Origin of the sequence: Pseudomonas sp. PsB, assembly GCF_043658375.1 — a bacterium.
Taxonomy (GTDB): domain Bacteria; phylum Pseudomonadota; class Gammaproteobacteria; order Pseudomonadales; family Pseudomonadaceae; genus Aquipseudomonas; species Aquipseudomonas putida_Z.
Genome location: NZ_JBIGLU010000001.1, coordinates 218,656 through 236,088, shown reverse-complemented (window position 1 = coordinate 236,088; position 17,433 = coordinate 218,656). Strand labels below are relative to the sequence as shown.

Annotated in this window: 15 protein-coding genes; 9 read left to right on the top strand and 6 right to left on the bottom strand. The window is 62.3% G+C overall.

The genetic code is table 11. The features are described 5' to 3' along the window. Window positions 1-4: 4 nt before the first annotated feature. Complete coding sequence (locus ACGLHT_RS01120; protein WP_137162680.1) at window positions 5-1,558, bottom strand: PLP-dependent aminotransferase family protein; 1,554 nt, start codon at window positions 1,556-1,558, stop codon at window positions 5-7. A 90-nt stretch (window positions 1,559-1,648) separates the two neighbouring features. On the opposite strand from ACGLHT_RS01120, the gene ACGLHT_RS01115 reads away from it, so the two are divergent. The 3 genes from ACGLHT_RS01115 to ACGLHT_RS01105 are packed head-to-tail and all read left to right on the top strand — an operon-like array spanning window position 1,649 to window position 3,415. Next, on the top strand, window positions 1,649-2,278 hold the full coding sequence (locus ACGLHT_RS01115) for an FMN-binding negative transcriptional regulator (RefSeq protein ID WP_085615992.1): 630 nt from the start codon (window positions 1,649-1,651) through the stop codon (window positions 2,276-2,278). A gap of 11 nt (window positions 2,279-2,289) precedes the next feature. After that, window positions 2,290-2,736 carry a GNAT family N-acetyltransferase gene (locus ACGLHT_RS01110; RefSeq protein ID WP_274079285.1) on the top strand — a complete coding sequence of 149 codons (447 nt, stop codon included), beginning with the start codon at window positions 2,290-2,292 and terminating at the stop codon, window positions 2,734-2,736. Window positions 2,737-2,743: 7 nt separating this feature from the next. Next, entirely contained in the window at window positions 2,744-3,415 is a 672-nt protein-coding gene (locus ACGLHT_RS01105; RefSeq protein WP_274079284.1) for a GNAT family N-acetyltransferase, read from the top strand. A gap of 184 nt (window positions 3,416-3,599) precedes the next feature. Here the strand turns inward: ACGLHT_RS01105 and oadA are convergent, their stop codons facing one another. Then, window positions 3,600-5,408, bottom strand: a complete 1,809-nt coding sequence (gene oadA / locus ACGLHT_RS01100; protein ID WP_025341144.1) for a sodium-extruding oxaloacetate decarboxylase subunit alpha — start codon at window positions 5,406-5,408, stop codon at window positions 3,600-3,602. Between the two features lie 11 nt (window positions 5,409-5,419). Further along, a complete protein-coding gene (locus tag ACGLHT_RS01095; protein WP_013974837.1) occupies window positions 5,420-6,835 on the bottom strand; it encodes an acetyl-CoA carboxylase biotin carboxylase subunit in 1,416 nt (471 codons plus the stop codon). Window positions 6,836-7,024: 189 nt separating this feature from the next. Between ACGLHT_RS01095 and ACGLHT_RS01090 the strand changes: the two genes are divergently transcribed. Further along, a complete protein-coding gene (locus ACGLHT_RS01090) occupies window positions 7,025-7,987 on the top strand; it encodes a LysR family transcriptional regulator (protein WP_274119881.1) in 963 nt (320 codons plus the stop codon). Here ACGLHT_RS01090 and ACGLHT_RS01085 read toward each other — a convergent pair. Further along, window positions 7,929-8,147, bottom strand: a complete 219-nt coding sequence (locus tag ACGLHT_RS01085; protein WP_274119882.1) for a PA3496 family putative envelope integrity protein — start codon at window positions 8,145-8,147, stop codon at window positions 7,929-7,931. The two genes, ACGLHT_RS01090 and ACGLHT_RS01085, sit on opposite strands and share 59 nt — an antisense overlap. Before the next feature lie 215 nt (window positions 8,148-8,362). Next, the gene (gene hexR / locus ACGLHT_RS01080; protein ID WP_011536461.1) at window positions 8,363-9,229 is read right to left on the bottom strand and encodes a transcriptional regulator HexR; all 867 of its coding nucleotides are present in this window, start codon (window positions 9,227-9,229) and stop codon (window positions 8,363-8,365) included. A gap of 103 nt (window positions 9,230-9,332) precedes the next feature. On the opposite strand from hexR, the gene zwf reads away from it, so the two are divergent. The 5 genes from zwf to ACGLHT_RS01055 all read left to right on the top strand — a co-directional run bounded on the left by zwf (window position 9,333) and on the right by ACGLHT_RS01055 (window position 15,163). Continuing rightward, window positions 9,333-10,775, top strand: a complete 1,443-nt coding sequence (gene zwf, locus ACGLHT_RS01075; protein WP_274119883.1) for a glucose-6-phosphate dehydrogenase — start codon at window positions 9,333-9,335, stop codon at window positions 10,773-10,775. An 88-nt stretch (window positions 10,776-10,863) separates the two neighbouring features. Then, window positions 10,864-11,178, top strand: a complete 315-nt coding sequence (locus ACGLHT_RS01070) for a hypothetical protein (RefSeq protein ID WP_274119884.1) — start codon at window positions 10,864-10,866, stop codon at window positions 11,176-11,178. Between the two features lie 130 nt (window positions 11,179-11,308). Next, window positions 11,309-13,495 (top strand): DNA helicase II, encoded by a 2,187-nt coding sequence (gene uvrD / locus ACGLHT_RS01065; RefSeq protein WP_075046788.1) that lies wholly within the window; start codon window positions 11,309-11,311, stop codon window positions 13,493-13,495. 291 nt (window positions 13,496-13,786) lie between these two features. Further along, the gene (locus ACGLHT_RS01060; RefSeq protein ID WP_025341148.1) at window positions 13,787-14,641 is read left to right on the top strand and encodes a Tim44 domain-containing protein; all 855 of its coding nucleotides are present in this window, start codon (window positions 13,787-13,789) and stop codon (window positions 14,639-14,641) included. Between the two features lie 114 nt (window positions 14,642-14,755). Further along, the gene (locus tag ACGLHT_RS01055) at window positions 14,756-15,163 is read left to right on the top strand and encodes an SMI1/KNR4 family protein (protein ID WP_025341149.1); all 408 of its coding nucleotides are present in this window, start codon (window positions 14,756-14,758) and stop codon (window positions 15,161-15,163) included. Between the two features lie 200 nt (window positions 15,164-15,363). Here the strand turns inward: ACGLHT_RS01055 and ACGLHT_RS01050 are convergent, their stop codons facing one another. Continuing rightward, complete coding sequence (locus ACGLHT_RS01050) at window positions 15,364-17,124, bottom strand: cation:proton antiporter (protein WP_085615998.1); 1,761 nt, start codon at window positions 17,122-17,124, stop codon at window positions 15,364-15,366. Window positions 17,125-17,433: the final 309 nt, after the last annotated feature.

Sequence of the window (17,433 nt, the reverse complement as noted above, 5' to 3'; positions counted from 1 at the left end):
GGGTTTACCCGCGAATAGGCCGCCAAGCCTTGCGCAATTTCATCAACGCCTCGGCAATCTCCCCCTCCGGCACCGCCGCAAACCCCAGCACCAGCCCTGCCCTTTTATCCACAGGTACCTCGCTGTCCGCCAGCCAGAAATTGCTCAGCGGCGTCACCTCCACCCCCACCGCTTCAGCCTTGGCCACCAGTTCCTGCTCCCGCGCAAAGTTATCCACATCGACTTTCACATGCAGCCCGGCCGCCACTTCCGGCATGCCGCCCAACCCCGGAATATCCACAGGCCAGCCGGCCTTGAGCACATTTCGCCGGCTCAACGCCGCCTTGCGCATGCGCCGGATATGCCGCTGGAAGTGCCCCCGGGCCATGAACTCGGCCATCACACACTGGCTACTGACCTCCGAATGCCGCACCGCCAGCGCCCTGCCCTGGCTGAACGCCTGCGCCAGTTGCGGCGGCAGTACCAGATAGCCCAGGCGCAACGCCGGAAAAGCGATCTTGCCGAAGGTACCGACGTACAGTACCCGCCCGTGCCGGTCGAGCGCCGCTAGCGGGGCCAAGGGCGCACCGCTGTAGCGGTACTCGCCGTCGTAGTCGTCTTCGATGATCCAGCCTTCGCTGCGCTCGGCCCAGGCCAGCAGTTCCAGGCGGCGCGCCAGGCTCATGGTCACCCCGGTCGGGTACTGGTGAGCTGGCGTGACATAGGCCAGCCGGCAATCCGTCAGTTGCCCGAGCCGGCGACAGTCCATGCCATCCTCGTCCACCGGCACGCCACACAACCTGCCACCGGCCAGCGCAAAGGCATGCCCGGCTGCGCGGTAACCCGGGTTTTCCACAGCCACACCGTCGCCCGGCTGCAACAGCAACTGTGCACAAAGGCTGATGGCCTGCTGCGCACCACTGGTGATCACAATTTGTTCAGCAGTGCAACTCAGCCCACGCGAGCGACGCAGGTAGGCTGCGATCAGTTCACGCAGCAGTGGCTCGCCTGCCGGGTCACCATAACCCAACTGCGCCGGAGCCGGGTTGCGCCAGAAACCCGCCTGCAGCTTGGCCCAGACGTCGAACGGGAACAGGTCGAACGCCGGAATACCGACGCGAAAAGCACGCGGTGCACCGCTTCTTGGGGGCGGCAGATGGTTACTTTTCAGGCGCTGCAAAGGCTCGCTGGAACAGCGTTTGCTGGATAAATCCTCAGTATTTTCTGAGGAGAATGTGGATAAGTCTGTTGATAACCCCCGGGATAACCCTGTGGATACTTGTGTGGATAGTTTTGCAGTGGAGAGTTTCGGTAACTGACTGACATAGGTGCCGTCGCCTACCCGGCTTTCGATGTAGCCCTCGGCATATAGCTGGTCATATGCCCGCACCACGCTGTTGCGTGACAGCGCCAGCATGGCGGCCAGATCACGAGTGGCCGGTAGCCGCGTGCCACTGCTCAGGCGCCCATCCAGCACCCGCGCACGTAGCGCCTGGTACAGCTGCTGGCTGAGCCCGCGGCGGCGATCGAGGGCGATTCCGGCAGGGTCGAAAGGCAATACTAGGGTGCGCTCGCTCACGGTATTGGACCTATAAAAACAGCTGTTAATGGCTCTTACTATGAACCAATAGCCTGCCTAGGATGGAGCCATCGCACAAGGAAACCGAGCATGTACAACAGCAAACCCCATCAGGAACACGACCTCGGGCGCCTGCACCAGCACATGCTCGACACCCGCCTGGCCATCCTGGTCAGCAAGGGCGAACAAGGCCTGCTGGCCACGCACCTGCCCGTGCTGGTCGATATCGCCGAAGGCGAATTCGGCACCGTCTATGCCCACCTGGCGCGGGCCAACCCCCAGTGGCACGACCTGAAGCAAGGTGGCGAAGCCCTGCTGGTGTTCCCCGGCGCCGATGCCTATGTCAGCCCCGGTTACTACCCGAGCAAGGCCGACAACCCCAAGGTGGTGCCAACCTGGAACTACCTGGCCGTGCACGCCTATGGCCCGGCCGAAGTGATTCACGAAGCCGAGCCATTGCTGGCCATTGTCAGCCGCCTGACCGAGCGCCACGAACAAGGCCGCGGCGAACCGTGGAACGTCACCGATGCCCCGCGTGACTACCTCGATGGCATGCTCCGCGCCATCGTCGGCATCCGCCTGCCCATCGCCCGCCTGCAAGGCGCGCGCAAGCTCAGCCAGAACCGCTCTGAGCAAGACATTGCCGGCGTGCGTGAAGGCCTGAGCGCCAGCCCCGATTACCTGGATAACCAACTCGCGGCGCACATGCGCCAACTCTGAAGGAATAGCCCATGTCCAGCGTTACCCTGCGTCCTGTTACCACCCAAGACCATGCTGCCTGGCTCGGCCTGTGGCAGGCCTACTTGCACTTCTATGAGTCCGAATTGACCGAAGAGGTCAGCCTCAGCACCTGGCAACGCCTGCTCGACCCGAACGAACCGACCCATTCGGCCCTTGCCTGGGTCGATGGCAAGGCAGTGGGCATGGTCAACTTCATCTACCATCGTTCCAACTGGAGCATCGGGAACGCCTGCTACCTGCAGGACCTGTACGTGGACAGCACACAGCGCGGCCTGGGCATCGGCCGCCAGCTGATCGAGCACGTCTACGCCAAAGCCAAGGCCGACAACTGCGCCAAGGTGCACTGGCTGACCCACGAAACCAACGCCACCGCCATCAGCCTGTACCAACAGGTTGCCGAGCGCTCGGGCTTCATCCAATTCCGCAAAGAGTTCTAAGCCGAACATGACCGACGCATTGAACTGGAAACCCGCCACAGCTCCCCAGGCCGAGCCCATCGACGGCCGCTTCATCCGCCTGGAAAAGCTCGACCCGGCGCGCCATGGCGACGACCTCTGGGAGGTGCTGCAAGGCCCGGCGGCCGACCCGGCGCTGTGGGACTACCTGCCCTATGGCCCTTTCACCGAACGTGCCGCCTTCGACCGTTGGCTGGAAGGCAACGCCGCTGGCCGCGACCCGCTGTTCTACACCGTCATCGACCGCGCCAGCGGCCAGGCCCAGGGCATCCTGAGCCTGATGTCGATCGTGCCCGACCACGGCCGCATCGAAATCGGCCACATCGCCTTCGGCGCTGCCATGCAGCGTACGCCCAAGGGCACCGAGGCGGTGTATTTGCTGGGCAAGCTGGGCTTCGAGCTGGGCAACCGCCGGCTGGAATGGAAGTGCAACAACGCCAACGCACGCTCCAAGCGTGCGGCGGAGCGGTTTGGCTTTGTCTATGAAGGCGTGTTCCGCAAGCACCTGGTGGTGAAGGACCACAATCGGGATACGGCGTGGTATTCGATTACTGATGATGAGTGGCCGGCGGTGGTTGCCGGGTTCGAGCGGTGGTTGAGTGATACCAACCAACAACCTGGAGGTCAGGTAGAAACACTTGAGGCATGCCGTAAAGGTTGAGGGTTGTGTTGGATCAGCCGGCCTATTCGCGGGTAAACCCGCTCCCACAGGTACAACACTGACCTTAGGCTTGCGGGGTCCTGTAGGAGCAGCCTTGTGCTGCGAAGAGGCCGGCAGATTCAACGCAAAAAAAAGGGGAGCATCCGCTCCCCAGAGGTAAACCGCTTGTAGATGAGGGCTTATCTCAGCCTTCGATCTCGATCAGGATCTCGCCCGGTGTCACACGGTCGCCCTTGGCCACGTGGATGGCCACGACCTTGCCAGCGATACCCGCCTGCACTTCGGTCTCCATCTTCATGGCTTCGGTGATCAGCACGGCCTGGCCGGTCTTGACCATGTCGCCTTCCTTGACCAGCACATCGACGATGTTGCCTGGCATGGTGGTGCTGACATGGCCCGGGGCACTGGCCTGCTTGCGCTTGCTGCTGCCGCCGCCGACGAATTCGTTGAGCGGCTCGAACACCACTTCTTCCGGCATGCCGTCGATCGACAGGTAGAAGTGGCGCTTGCCTTCGGCCTTCACGCCCACACCGGTGATGTCGACGCGGTAGGTTTCGCCGTGCACATCGATGACGAACTCGGTCGGTACGCCTTCACCGCTATGAGACGCCACTGCGCCCGCTTCAGGAATTGGCAGCAGGACTTCAGGGGTCAGGGTGCCGGCTTCGCGTTCTTCGAGGAACTTGCGGCCAATGTCCGGGAACATGGCGAAAGTCAGCACGTCTTCTTCGCAACGGGCCAGGGCGCCGATATCGGCACGCAGCTTGGCCATTTCCGGCTTCAGCAGGTCGGCCGGGCGCACGTCGATCACTTCTTCACTGCCGATCGCCTGACGGCGCAGCTGCTCGTTGACCACGCCCGGAGCCTTGCCGTAACCGCCTTGCAGGTACAGCTTCACCTCGTTGGTGATGGTCTTGTAGCGCTCGCCGGCCAGCACGTTGAAGAACGCCTGGGTACCGACGATCTGCGAGGTCGGGGTTACCAGCGGTGGGAAGCCGAGGTCTTCACGCACGCGCGGGATCTCAGCCAGCACTTCGTTCATGCGGTTGAGGGCGCCCTGCTCCTTGAGCTGGTTGGCCAGGTTGGAAATCATGCCGCCCGGTACCTGGTTGACTTGCACGCGAGTGTCCACGGCGGTGAACTCGCTTTCGAACTGGTGGTACTTCTTGCGCACGGCATAGAAGTACAGGCCGATTTCCTGCAGCAGCTCCAGGTCCAGGCCGGTATCGAATTCGCTGCCCTTGAGCGCGGCAACCATCGACTCGGTACCCGGGTGGCTGGTGCCCCAGGCGAAGCTGGAGATGGCGGTGTCGATGTGATCGGCGCCGTTTTCCACAGCCTTCAGCTGGCACATTGCGGCCAGGCCGGCAGTGTCGTGGGAGTGGATGAACACCGGCAGCGACTGCTCAGCCTTCAACGCCTTGACCAGTTCGCCGGTGGCGAACGGGGTCAGCAGGCCGGCCATGTCCTTGATCGCCACCGAGTCGCAACCCATGGCTTCCATCTGCTTGGCCTGCTTCACGAAGGCTTCGATGGTGTGTACCGGGCTGGTGGTGTAGGCGATGGTGCCCTGGGCGTGCTTGCCGGCAGCCTTGACCGCTTCAATTGCCACGCGCAGGTTACGCACGTCGTTCATCGCATCGAAGATGCGGAACACGTCGATACCGTTGACCGCTGCCTTGGCGACGAACGCCTTGACCACATCGTCGCTGTAGTGGCGGTAGCCCAGCAGGTTCTGGCCGCGCAGCAGCATTTGCAGGCGGGTGTTGGGCAGCGCCGCGCGCAGCTTGCGCAGGCGCTCCCACGGGTCTTCCTTGAGGAAGCGCACGCAGGCGTCGAAGGTGGCGCCACCCCAGACTTCCAGCGACCAGTAGCCGACCTTGTCGAGCTTGTCGCAGATCGGCAGCATGTCTTCGGTACGCATGCGGGTGGCCAGCAGGGACTGGTGGGCGTCGCGCAGGATCGTGTCGGTTACGTGAATTTTCTTGGACATTATGGGGTTCCTCACAGGCCTGCGTGGGCGGCGATGGCAGCGGCGATGGCCAGGGCCAGCTCTTCGGGTTTGCGCTTGATCGAGTAGTTGGTCAGTTCCGGGTGGCTTTCGACGAAGCTGGTGTTGAACTGGCCGCTACGGAATTCGGGATTGCGCAGGATTTCCTGGTAGTACGCGGCGGTGGTCTTCACCCCTTGCACGCGCATGTCGTCCAGGGCTCGCAGGCCGCGGTCCATGGCTTCTTCCCAGGTCAACGCCCACACCACCAGTTTCAGGCACATGGAGTCGTAGAACGGCGGAATGGTGTAGCCGGTGTAGATCGCCGTGTCGGTACGCACGCCCGGGCCGCCGGGGGCGTAGTAACGGGTGATCTTGCCGAAGCTGGGCAGGAAGTTGTTCTTCGGGTCTTCGGCGTTGATGCGGAACTGCAGCGCGTAACCGCGATGCTGGATGTCTTCCTGCTTGACCGACAGCGGCAGGCCCGAGGCAATGCGGATCTGCTCACGGACGATGTCGATACCGGTGATTTCCTCGGTGATGGTGTGTTCCACCTGCACCCGGGTGTTCATTTCCATGAAGTACACCTCGCCATCGGCGAGCAGGAACTCCACGGTACCGGCGTTCTCGTAGTTCACTGCCTTGGCCGCACGCACCGCCAGGTCGCCGATGTAGGCGCGCTGTTCGGGGGTGAGCTGTGGGCTCGGGGCGATTTCGATGAGCTTCTGGTTGCGGCGCTGGATCGAGCAGTCGCGCTCGAACAGGTGCACGACGTTGCCAAAGCTGTCACCGAGGATCTGCGCCTCGATGTGCTTGGGGTTGACGATGCACTTTTCCAGGAACACTTCCGCGGAACCAAAGGCCTTGGTAGCCTCGGAGATGACGCGGGGGAAGTTCTGTTCCAGTTCTTCACGGCTGTTGCAACGGCGAATACCACGGCCGCCACCACCAGAGGTGGCCTTGAGCATGACCGGGTAACCGATGCGGTCACCTTCACTCAGGGCTTCGTGAATATCGGCAACGTTGCCTTCGGTACCCGGGGTTACCGGTACACCGGCGGCGATCATGGTGCGGCGTGCTTCGGTCTTGTCGCCCATGCGGCGAATGACCTCGGCGGCCGGGCCGATGAACTTGATCCCGCGCTCGGCGCAGATCTCTGCCAGTTCAGCGTTTTCCGACAGGAAACCATAGCCCGGGTGCAGGGCATCACAGCCGGTTTCCACAGCCAGGTTCACCAGCTTGCGCGGGTTCAGGTAACCGGCCAGCGGCTCGGCACCAATGCTGTGGGCTTCGTCGGCGCGCTTGACGTGCAACGCGTGGCGGTCGGCATCGGAATAGATCGCCACCGAGCGAATGCCCATCTCGGCGCAGGCACGCACGATCCGAACTGCAATTTCACCTCGGTTGGCGATCAGGATTTTTTTTATCACTGGAGTCTTCCCAAAGCCGTAGGAACAGTCGAGCCGGTTCTCCCGGTCGGCGCGTGACCAGACGTTGCTGGCCAGTCGCACATTCACCCTAGCGCTGTAGATTGATAAACAAAAATCAATATTTGTTAGGGGCTGTATTAGCAAAAGCTTATAGTGCGGTAACAAGGTGTTGCCGAAGGGCGGATAAAAATGCGTAAGTCCTTGATGCGTATGACTTTGCGTCAATTGCAGATCTTCAACGAGGTATGCGATTTGCGTTCGTACAGCCGTGCGGCGGAAGAGATGGCGCTGACGCAACCCGCCGTTAGTCTACAGATCCGCCAGCTCGAAGAGCTGATCGGCCAGCCGCTGTTCGAGTACGTGGGCAAGAAGCTCTACCTGACCGAAGCTGCCGAGGCCCTGCAACGCGCCAGCCGCGACATCTTCGGGCGCCTGGAGAGCCTGGACATGCAGCTTTCGGACATGCAGGGCTCATTGCAGGGGCAGTTGAAACTGGCGATCGAGTCCAGTGCCAAGTACTTCGTGCCACACCTGTTCGCGGCCTTCAAGCAGCGTCACCCGGAGGTCAACCTGACCCTGACGGTGGTCAATCGCGCCCAGGCCATCCGCCGCCTGTCGGACAACCGCGACGACCTGATCATCATGTCCATGGTGCCGCAGGACATGGGCCTGGAGTTTCTGCCGTTCCTCAACAACCCGATCGTCGCGGTGGCGCCGCCCGAGCACCCGCTGTGCAAGCTGGAGCAACTGCGTCTGCAGGACCTGGAGCCTCATACCCTGCTGGTCCGCGAACAGGGTTCGGGCACGCGCAAGGCTTGCGAGGAATACTTCAAGGACAAGCGCGTGCATTTCACCCAGACCCTGGAGGTGGCCTCGGCCGACGCCCAGCGCGAGTGCGTGATCGCCGGCCTGGGCATTGCCATGCTTACCCGCCATGCGGTCAACCTGGAGCTGGCCACCGGTGTGCTGAGGGAGCTGCCCGTGGAGGAACTACCCCTGTACCGCAGTTGGTGCGTGGTGCAGTCCAAGGCCAAACGGCAGTCGCCGGTGGCCTTGGCTTTCCTGGCGTTCATCCGCAGCGAACGTGCGCTGATCAGCGCACTGGTTGAGCGTTTTTCGGGGAAGATGCTGCCGACGCCTGCCAGACCGTGAGCTCTTGCAGCTCGGGGTAGTCCACTAGTTCGCGGAGCAGTTGACGTTGGTCGCAATAGCTCTCGATCGCGCGGCGGTATTCCATGCGGCGCTGATCCTTTTCCTGCTGCTTGCGAGCCTTGGCGCTGGGTTGGTACGTACCGTCGAAGTCACGAGCCATTGCCTGTCTCCCAGATAGGATGCGGGAGTTTCAGACTGGCTCGAGTGGTTTACGGTTTGGCTGTGGAATGGTGACAAAACAGTGAATTTTTGCTGCCTGTGCTGGCCCTATCGCCGGCAAGCCAGCTCCCACAGGTACTCCACAGGACTCGAGGCCTGTGGTGACTGTGTGGGAGCCCGGCTTGCCGGCGATAGGGCCAGCACAGGCAATGCAGATCAGTCGTCGGTAGCCTTGATCGACTTGGGCGACAAGCGCAGGCTGCGCAAGCTGCGCTTCACGCTCTTCAGGTGGTTGACCAGGCTCGGCCCGCGCGCCATGGCCACGCCCATGGCCAGCACGTCGATCACCACCAGGTGGGCGATACGCGAGGTCAGCGGGGTGTAGATTTCGGTGTCTTCATGCACGTCGATCGCCAGGTTGACCGTCGACAGCTCCGCCAGTGGTGTCTGGCTGGGGCACAGGGTAATCAGGTTGGCGCCGCTCTCACGGACCAGGTTGGCGGTGATCAGCAGGTCCTTGGAACGGCCCGACTGGGAAATGCATACCGCCACATCACCCGGCTTCAGGGTCACCGCAGACATCGCCTGCATGTGCGGGTCGGAATAGGCTGCCGCGCTGAGCAGCAGGCGGAAGAACTTGTGCTGGGCGTCGGCCGCCACCGCACCGGAGGCGCCAAAGCCATAGAACTCCACACGCTGCGCCTGGGCCATGGCGGTCACCGCCTGCTGCAGCGCCTGCGGGTCGAGGTGCTCGCGCACTTCCATCAGGGTGTGCAGCGTGGTGTCGAAGATCTTCAGGCTGTAGTCGGCGACCGAGTCGTCTTCATGGATGGCGAACTGGCCGAAACTGGCCCCCGCAGCCAGGCTCTGCGCCAGCTTCAGCTTCAGGTCCTGGAAGCCCGAGCAACCGATCGCGCGGCAGAAACGCACGATGGTCGGTTCGCTTATACCCACGCTGTGCGCCAGGTCGGCCATGGAGCTGTGCATGACGGCAGCCGGGTCGAGTAGCACGTGGTCGGCTACTTTGAGTTCCGATTTGCGCAGCAGGTGGCGCGATTGGGCGATATGTTGCAACAGATTCACAGGCTGGACTCGGTTATGATCGGCTGGCCGGGTTGTAGCTATCTTGTAGTTATACTACATGGACGCCAACCCGCCCAGTTAAACGAACGTGGAGAGTGGTGGTTTGACTATTCCTTGCGACATTCTGGTCTTCGGCGGCACCGGCGATCTGGCCCTGCACAAACTGCTTCCGGCGCTCTACCACCTGTTTCGCGAGGCCCGTCTGAACAGCGCCGTGCGCATCATCGCGCTGGCACGACGCAACTTGCCACGTAACGATTATCTCAAGCTCGCCGAGCGCCATTGCCGGGCACAAATTGCCCGCAACGACTTCGACGAAGAGGTCTGGCAGCGGTTTTCCGCGCGGGTCGACTATTTCGCCATGGATGCTTCGCAAAGCGCCGACTTCGGCCGCCTGGCGCGCTACCTGGGCGAACCCGGCGGCTTGACGCGCATCTTCTACCTGGCTACCGCCCCCAACCTGTTCGTGCCGATTGCCAAGCACCTGCATAACGCCGGCCTGGCCGACGCCGAAGCGCGCATCGTGCTGGAAAAGCCGATCGGCCACTCGCTGGAATCGGCTACCGCCATCAACGAAGCGATTGGCGCAGTGCTGGAGGAGAACCAGGTATTTCGCATCGACCACTACTTGGGCAAGGAAACCGTGCAGAACCTGATGGCCCTGCGTTTTGCCAACGCCCTGCTGGAGCCGGTGTGGCGCAACAATCAGGTCGACCACGTGCAGATCAGCGTTTGCGAGACCCTGGGTGTAGAGAACCGCGGCGCCTACTACGACCGCGCCGGGGCGACCCGCGACATGTTGCAGAACCACCTGCTACAGCTACTATGCCTGGTGGCCATGGAGCCCCCCGCGCAGTTCGAGGCCGAAGCGGTGCGTGACGAGAAGGTGAAGATCTTGCGGGCCCTCAAGCCCATCACTGGCCAGGACGTGCAGGACAAGACCGTACGCGGCCAGTATGGCGCCGGGCGCATCGGCGGCCAGGAAGTGCCGGCCTATTACTTCGAAAAGGACGTCGACAACGACAGCGACACCGAAACCTTCATCGCCATCGAGGCGCACATCGACAATTGGCGCTGGGCGGGCGTGCCCTTCTACCTGCGGACCGGCAAGCGCATGGCACGGCGCTCATCGCAGATCGTCATCCAGTTCAAGCCGGTGCCCCACGAGCTTTTCAATGGCGGCCAGGTCAACCAGCTGCTGATCCAGCTGCAACCGGACGAACGCATCAGCCTGCGCATGATGACCAAGAGCCCGGGCAAGGGCATGCGCCTGGAACCTGTGGACCTGGACCTGAACCTGGCCCAGGTGTTCAGCCAGACCCGCCGCTGGGACGCCTACGAGCGCCTGCTGCTGGATGTGCTGGAGGGCGACTCGACGCTGTTCATGCGCCGCGATGAAGTGGAAGCGGCCTGGGCCTGGATCGACCCGATCATCAAGGGCTGTGAAGAGCACTTCCAGGCACCGCGACCGTACCCGGCAGGCAGTAACGGGCCGGAGCAAGCCAACAGCCTGCTGGCCAGGCACGGCAGGCACTGGCATAGCTGAAGCACTGCCCTGCTCCTGCGGCAGGCGAAAGGGCAGAAAGTAGCCCCGGCGCGCTGGCGCTACTTTCAACCCGAGACAGGAGCAGACAATGGCTACTATCACCAACCTCGTTGCAATCAACGACATCGCTCACGGCAATCAGGTTTTCAGGGTTCACGGCACTGTTACGGTCGCCTCCCCGGCCATCGAACCGGTGCTGGTCGAACCCAAGCTGCGCCACCGGGGTGGCTGGGAAGTGCTGGAGCTTCAGCTGCTGGATAGCGGCGCAATCACCCCGCAGGTGCTGACCGAAAAAACCGTGGTTTTCGAACGTGCAGGCGGCACTGGCTGGAAAACAGTGGAGATCATCCATGCCGGCGGTTCGCAGCGCTGCGAAATTCGCACCATCGAGGCGATTGACTGAACAGCTACCTGCCAGGCCGCCCGAGCGGTGGCCTGGCACCTGCCATCGGCTCGATGAACGGGCATGCGGCAGGTGAATATTTATACAGTAGAGGTTTGCCCCATTTCTTGCCGCGCCCTAGAATGGCCCGATGCGCACAGACGACCTCTCCCTCCTGCTGAATTCCCTCAACGATGCCCAACGCCAGGCCGTAGCGGCCACGCTCGGGCGTCAACTGGTGCTTGCTGGCGCCGGTTCCGGTAAAACCCGCGTGCTGGTGCACCGCATTGCCTGGCTGATCCAGGTGGAGCAGGCATCGCCGCACTCGATCCTGTCGGTGACTTTCACCAACAAGGCCGCGGCAGAAATGCGCCAGCGGATCGAGCAACTGCTGGGCATCAACCCGGCGGGCATGTGGGTCGGCACCTTCCACGGCCTGGCCCATCGCCTGCTGCGGGCCCACTGGCAGGAAGCACGGCTGGTGCAGAACTTCCAGATCCTCGACAGCGACGACCAGCAGCGCCTGATCAAGCGGGTGATGCGCGAGCTGGGCCTGGACGAGCAGAAATGGCCGGCACGCCAGGCCCAGTGGTTCATCAACGGGCAGAAGGACGAAGGCCTGCGACCACAGCATATCCAGGCCGGGGGCGACCTGTTCCTGTCGACCATGCGCGACGTCTATACCGCCTATGAGCAGGCCTGCGAGCGCGCCGGGGTCATCGACTTCTCCGAGCTGCTGCTGCGCGCCCTGGACCTGTGGCGCGACCACCCGGGCCTGCTGGAGCACTACCAGCGGCGCTTCCGCCACGTGCTGGTGGACGAGTTCCAGGATACCAACGCCGTGCAGTACGCCTGGCTGCGCCTGCTGGCGCGCGGCGGTGACAGCCTGATGGCGGTGGGCGATGACGACCAGTCGATCTACGGCTGGCGCGGTGCCAAGATCGAGAACATTCACCAGTACACTGCCGACTTCCCCGACGCCGAGATGATCCGCCTGGAGCAGAACTACCGCTCCACTGGCGGCATCCTCAAGGCAGCGAACGCACTGATCGCCAACAACAGCGGGCGCCTGGGCAAGGAGCTGTGGACCGACATGGGCGAAGGCGAACCGCTGACCTTGTATGCGGCCTACAACGAGCACGACGAAGCCCGCTACGTGGTGGAAACCATCGAGAGCCTGGTCAAGCAGGGCAATGCGCGCAACGAAATCGCCATTCTGTACCGCTCCAACGCCCAGTCGCGGGTGCTGGAAGAAGCCCTGCTGCGCGAACGCATCCCCTACCGCATCTACGGTGGCCAGCGCTTCTTCGAGCGCGCCGAAATCAAGAATGCCATGGCTTACCTGCGGCTGATCGAAGGCCGTGGCAACGATGCAGCCCTGGAGCGGGTGATCAACGTGCCACCACGTGGCATTGGCGAAAAAACCGTCGAAGCCATCCGCGAGCACGCCCGCCACAGCCAGCTGTCGATGTGGGAGGCCATGTGCCAGCTGCTCGCTGCCAAAGCCCTGAAAGGCCGCGCGGCCAGTGCCCTGGGTGCGTTCATCGAGCTGATCGAGGGGTTGGCGACAAAGGTCTTGGACATGCCACTGCATACCATGACCCAGACAACCATCGAGCAGTCCGGGCTGATCATCTATCACCAGGAAGAAAAGGGTGAGAAGGGCCAGGCACGGGTAGAAAACCTTGAGGAACTGGTCAGCGCAGCGCGCAACTTCGAGTCCACCGAAGAAGACGCCGACCTCTCGCCACTCTCGGCGTTCCTCGGCCACGCTTCGCTCGAGGCAGGCGATGCCCAGGCCGACGAGCATGAAGACAGCGTCCAGCTGATGACCTTGCACAGCGCCAAGGGCCTGGAGTTCCCGTATGTGTTCCTGGTGGGCATGGAAGAAGGCCTGTTCCCGCACAAGATGAGCCTGGAAGAGCCTGGCCGCCTGGAAGAGGAACGCCGCCTGGCTTACGTGGGCATCACCCGCGCCATGCGCCAGCTGGTCATGACCTACGCCGAAACGCGTCGCCTGTATGGCAGCGAGACCTACAACAAGGTGTCACGTTTCGTACGCGAAATTCCGGCAGGCCTGGTTCAGGAAGTGCGCCTGTCCAACAGCGTCAGCCGCCCGTTCGGCGGGGCCAAGACGGCCACGAACAGCAACCTGTTCGCCAATGCCAGCATTCCGCAGACCGCGTTCAACCTGGGCCAGCGTGTTCAGCATGCGGTGTTTGGCGAGGGTGTGATCCTCAACTTCGAAGGCTCCGGCGCCCAGGCGCGGGTGCAGGTGAATTTTGCCGAAGGCAGCAAGTGGCTGATGCTGGGGTATGCCAAGCTCGAGGCCATCTAAAAGCCTGCGAGGTCCCTTGTGGATCGGCCTTTGTGGGAGCGGCCTTGTGTCGCGAAAGGGCCGCAAAGCGGCCCCACGATTGTGGCTTTGACGCTGATATCTTGGGGCTGCTTCGCAGCCCTATCGCGACACAAGGCCGCTCCCACAGGTAATGCGCCAGCATTCCGAGGGCAGGTCGTGCCGGGTTTGTAACATTCAGGCAAAAGCTCGAAACATTATGTCGCTGGTCATGTGCCCGGGAACCTGTGCACCATGACGCGCGTGCAATCCACAACAGGGGATATCCCACTTATGCAACGTTTTCTTAGCATCGCTCTGGCGCTCTGCGTCGGCCTGACGCTGAGCCTGGACGCCAACGCCAAGCGTTTTGGCGGCGGCAAGAGCTCGGGCTCCGCGCCTATTCACCAGACCCGCCAGGCCACGCCAACCACGCCTGCCGCCGCGCCGACCGCACCTGGCCGTGCCGCCCCGGCCACCAGCGGTGCTTCGCGCTGGTTGGGCCCTCTGGCCGGCCTCGCCGCCGGTGGCCTGCTGGCCTCCATGTTCATGGGCGACGGTTTCGAAGGCTTCCAGATCATGGACTTCCTGATCGTGGCGCTCATCGCCTTCCTGGTGTTCCGCTTCATCGCCGCGCGCCGTCGTCAGCAGCAGCCGCAAATGGCCATGCCGGGCCATGCGCCGATGCAGCGTGAAACTCACGCGCAGCCTGCCCAGCCGTCGATCTTCGGTGGTTCGGCCGCACCTGCTGCCGCAGCCGCCCCGGTGATCAACGCCCCGGCCTGGTTCAACGAGCAGAACTTCCTGGCTGCTGCCCGTAACCACTTCCAGGCGCTGCAGCAGCACTGGGACGCCAACGAGATGGACAAGATCGCCGAGTTCGTCACCCCGCAGATGCTCGAGTTCCTCAAGCGCGAGCGCGCCGAACTGGGTGATGGCTTCCAGTCCACCTACATCGACAACCTCGAGGTACAGCTGGACGGTGTCGACGACCGCGCCGACCGTACCGACGCCACCCTGACCTTCCGTGGCGTGTCGAAGAACTCGCGCTTCGACCAGGGCGAAGTGTTCAGCGAAAGCTGGCACATGGTCCGCGCCCAGGGCGAAAACCAGCCGTGGCTGGTGGCCGGTATCCGTCAAAACGGCTAACCGCTGCGTGCTGCACAAAAAACCCCGGGCCTGTCCCGGGGTTTTTGCTTTTGCCAGAGTGGCCTACTAGGGTATAACGCGCAGCGTTGTCATCTAGGTCAGAGGAAGTGAACCGTGGAAGAAGTGATCGAACAACTCCGTGAAGCCAACGAGCCAGTGCCGGTGCCCCTTGAGCTTCCCGACGAGGACCAACTGGTCGAGATCGAAGAAGAGCTGTTCATCAACATTCCGTTCGTGTTCAAAGAGTTCCTGCTGACCGTCAGTGACGTGGTGTATGGCTCACTGGAGCCGGTGACCGTTACCGACCCACAGTCGCATACCTACCTGCCAGAAGTCGCCGCCAACGCCTGGGATGCCGGCGTGCCACGTGACCTGATTCCACTGTGCCAGGACGGCGACAACTACTACTGCGTCGAAGAGGATGGCACCGTGGTGCTGTGGGATGCCGAAGAGGAAATCGTCGGTGAAGACAGCTGGGAATCGGTGTGGCACTGGGCACGGGATGTCTGGCTGGAGAGCTGATTCCAACCTCTGATTTGATGCTGCCTGTGCCGGCCTCTTCGCGGGTCTACCCGCGAAGAGGCCGGCACAGGAATAGGAAAAAATATGGCCCCGTGCCATCAATGTAGTTAAAATCGCCAGGCTTTCTGCGCCTGGCGACATCGCTACCGCTCCATCCCCTCGGACGACGGTGAAATCTTGCGCAGGGAGCATTGCCCCCTTCAGTGCGTATTCTCGCGGCTGTTCTCCAGCGTCTCCAGCAAGGCAATCTGCATGCGCGTATGCACGCGGATAAACCAGCGCCACAGCAAGGCCACCACCACCGCAGCCACCACGGCAATCACCAGCAGCAGCTCGCTGGTGGGCAGAATGCTCGCCGACAGCGCCGACAGCAGCAGGAAAATCACCAGCAGCGACAACAGGGGGATCACCTCGGCAATCACACGGCGCACGCGCTGGGTATGCCGCCCGGCCGTTTCCGGCTTGACGCCCATCTCTGCCAGTAGCATCGACAGCGCCTTGAGCTTTCGATAGGCGGCAATCAGGAATGGCAGCGACAGCAATAGCGCTGCGCCCCAGATCAGCGCTTTCTGTTGGCTGGCATCGCTGACCCACTCGCTGAGCCAGTTGCCGATCCGCCCGGCGAAATAGCCACCACTGAAGAAGATGGCGATCACCAGCGCCAGGTTCACCCCAACCTGCAACAGGATGCGCCGGATCATCGCCGCGAGCATGGCGCCCTCGCCCTGCGGCTGGATGCTGCGCAACCATTCGCCATACAACGACAGCACCCGCGCCAGGCGGCTGGGCACCACCTTGCCCAGCTTGAGCGACAGCGGGTCGGCGGCACGGATCAGGTAGGGTGTCAGCAGCGTGGTGATTGCCGATACCGCCACAGCCACCGGGTAGAGGAAGTCGCTGGTCACCTGCAGGGTCATGCCCAGCGCGGCGATGATGAAGGAAAACTCGCCAATCTGCGAAAGCCCCATGCCCACCCGCAGCGATGTGCGCCCGTCATTTCCGGCAATGAACGCGCCCATGCCACACGACAACATCTTGCCCAACACCACCGCCAGGGTAATGACCACGATCGGCCAGGCGTAGTCGATCAGCACCTGGGGGTCGATCATCAGGCCGATGGCGACGAAGAAGATGGCGCTGAACAGGTCCCGTACCGGTTCGATCAGGCTCTCGATCTTCAGCAACTGGCGCGATTCGGCCATGATCGCGCCAATCAGGAAGGCGCCAAGCACCATGCTGTACTCGAGCTTCACCACCAGCAGGCAGAAGCCGAAGCACAGGCCCAATACGGTTATCAGCAGCATCTCGTTGCTTTCGAACTTGGCCACGTAGGCCAGCAGGCGCGGCACCAGCAGGATGCCGATGACCAGCGCAACGATCATGAACAGCGACAGCTTGCCGACAGTGGAGAACACCTCGCCCGAGCTGACCGTGCCGCTGACGGCAATGCCCGACAGCAGGGCGATGATGCCGATACCGAGGATGTCCTCGACGATCAGCACGCCGAATATCAGCTGGGCGAAACGCTCGTTCTTCATCTTCAGGTCGTTGAGCGCCTTGACGATGATGGTGGTCGAGGAAATCGCCAGGATGGCGCCGAGGAACAGCGAATCCATGGTGTTCCAGCCGAACCAGCGGCCGATCTCGAAGCCGATCCAGATCATCAGCACGATTTCCAGGAACGCCGCGATGAACGCCGTGGCGCCTACCTTGAACAGCTTGCGCAGGCTGAATTCGAGCCCCAGGCAGAACATCAGGAAGATCACCCCCAGCTCGGCGAGGGTCTTGATGGTGTCTTCGTCGTGGATCAGGCCGAACGGTGGGGTGTGCGGGCCGATGATGAAGCCGGCGACGATGTAGCCCAGCACCACAGGCTGCTTGAGGCGGTGAAAGAGAATGGTGACCACGCCAGCAACCAGCATGATGACTGCCAGGTCCTGGATGAAGCTGATGGCATGCATGGCGTGATACTCCTTTTCTCGTCCGTTGCTGGATGCCTGGGCAGACCGCTCCTCTGCCAAGGCAACCCTGAGCGAGCAGCAAGTACATACTGTTTTGAATGCAGGAAAAGCCCATGTTGCATGGGTGTAGTCAGGTTAACATCGCACCCCGCCGCAAAAAGGCGGTGCAATATGCAGAAACAGATCGGCTGGAAAAGCGCCGCTGATGGCATGATCGGCGTGACGATGGAGCGTCAGCCAACGTCCCGTACCAGGAAGGCAAATTCAAAAGAGGGGAACAGAAGTGTCTGCAGATAATGCCCCCCATTC

Excerpts from the sequence above, each read along its gene's own strand:
- ACGLHT_RS01115 (WP_085615992.1), top strand. The coding sequence starts at position 1,649 with ATGTACAACAGCAAACCCCATCAGGAACACGACCTCGGGCGCCTGCAC.
- ACGLHT_RS01110 (WP_274079285.1), top strand. The coding sequence starts at position 2,290 with ATGTCCAGCGTTACCCTGCGTCCTGTTACCACCCAAGACCATGCTGCC.
- ACGLHT_RS01105 (WP_274079284.1), top strand. The coding sequence starts at position 2,744 with ATGACCGACGCATTGAACTGGAAACCCGCCACAGCTCCCCAGGCCGAG.
- oadA (WP_025341144.1), bottom strand. The coding sequence starts at position 5,408 with ATGTCCAAGAAAATTCACGTAACCGACACGATCCTGCGCGACGCCCAC.
- ACGLHT_RS01090 (WP_274119881.1), top strand. The coding sequence starts at position 7,025 with ATGCGTAAGTCCTTGATGCGTATGACTTTGCGTCAATTGCAGATCTTC.
- ACGLHT_RS01085 (WP_274119882.1), bottom strand. The coding sequence starts at position 8,147 with ATGGCTCGTGACTTCGACGGTACGTACCAACCCAGCGCCAAGGCTCGC.
- ACGLHT_RS01070 (WP_274119884.1), top strand. The coding sequence starts at position 10,864 with ATGGCTACTATCACCAACCTCGTTGCAATCAACGACATCGCTCACGGC.
- uvrD (WP_075046788.1), top strand. The coding sequence starts at position 11,309 with ATGCGCACAGACGACCTCTCCCTCCTGCTGAATTCCCTCAACGATGCC.
- ACGLHT_RS01060 (WP_025341148.1), top strand. The coding sequence starts at position 13,787 with ATGCAACGTTTTCTTAGCATCGCTCTGGCGCTCTGCGTCGGCCTGACG.
- ACGLHT_RS01050 (WP_085615998.1), bottom strand. The coding sequence starts at position 17,124 with ATGCATGCCATCAGCTTCATCCAGGACCTGGCAGTCATCATGCTGGTT.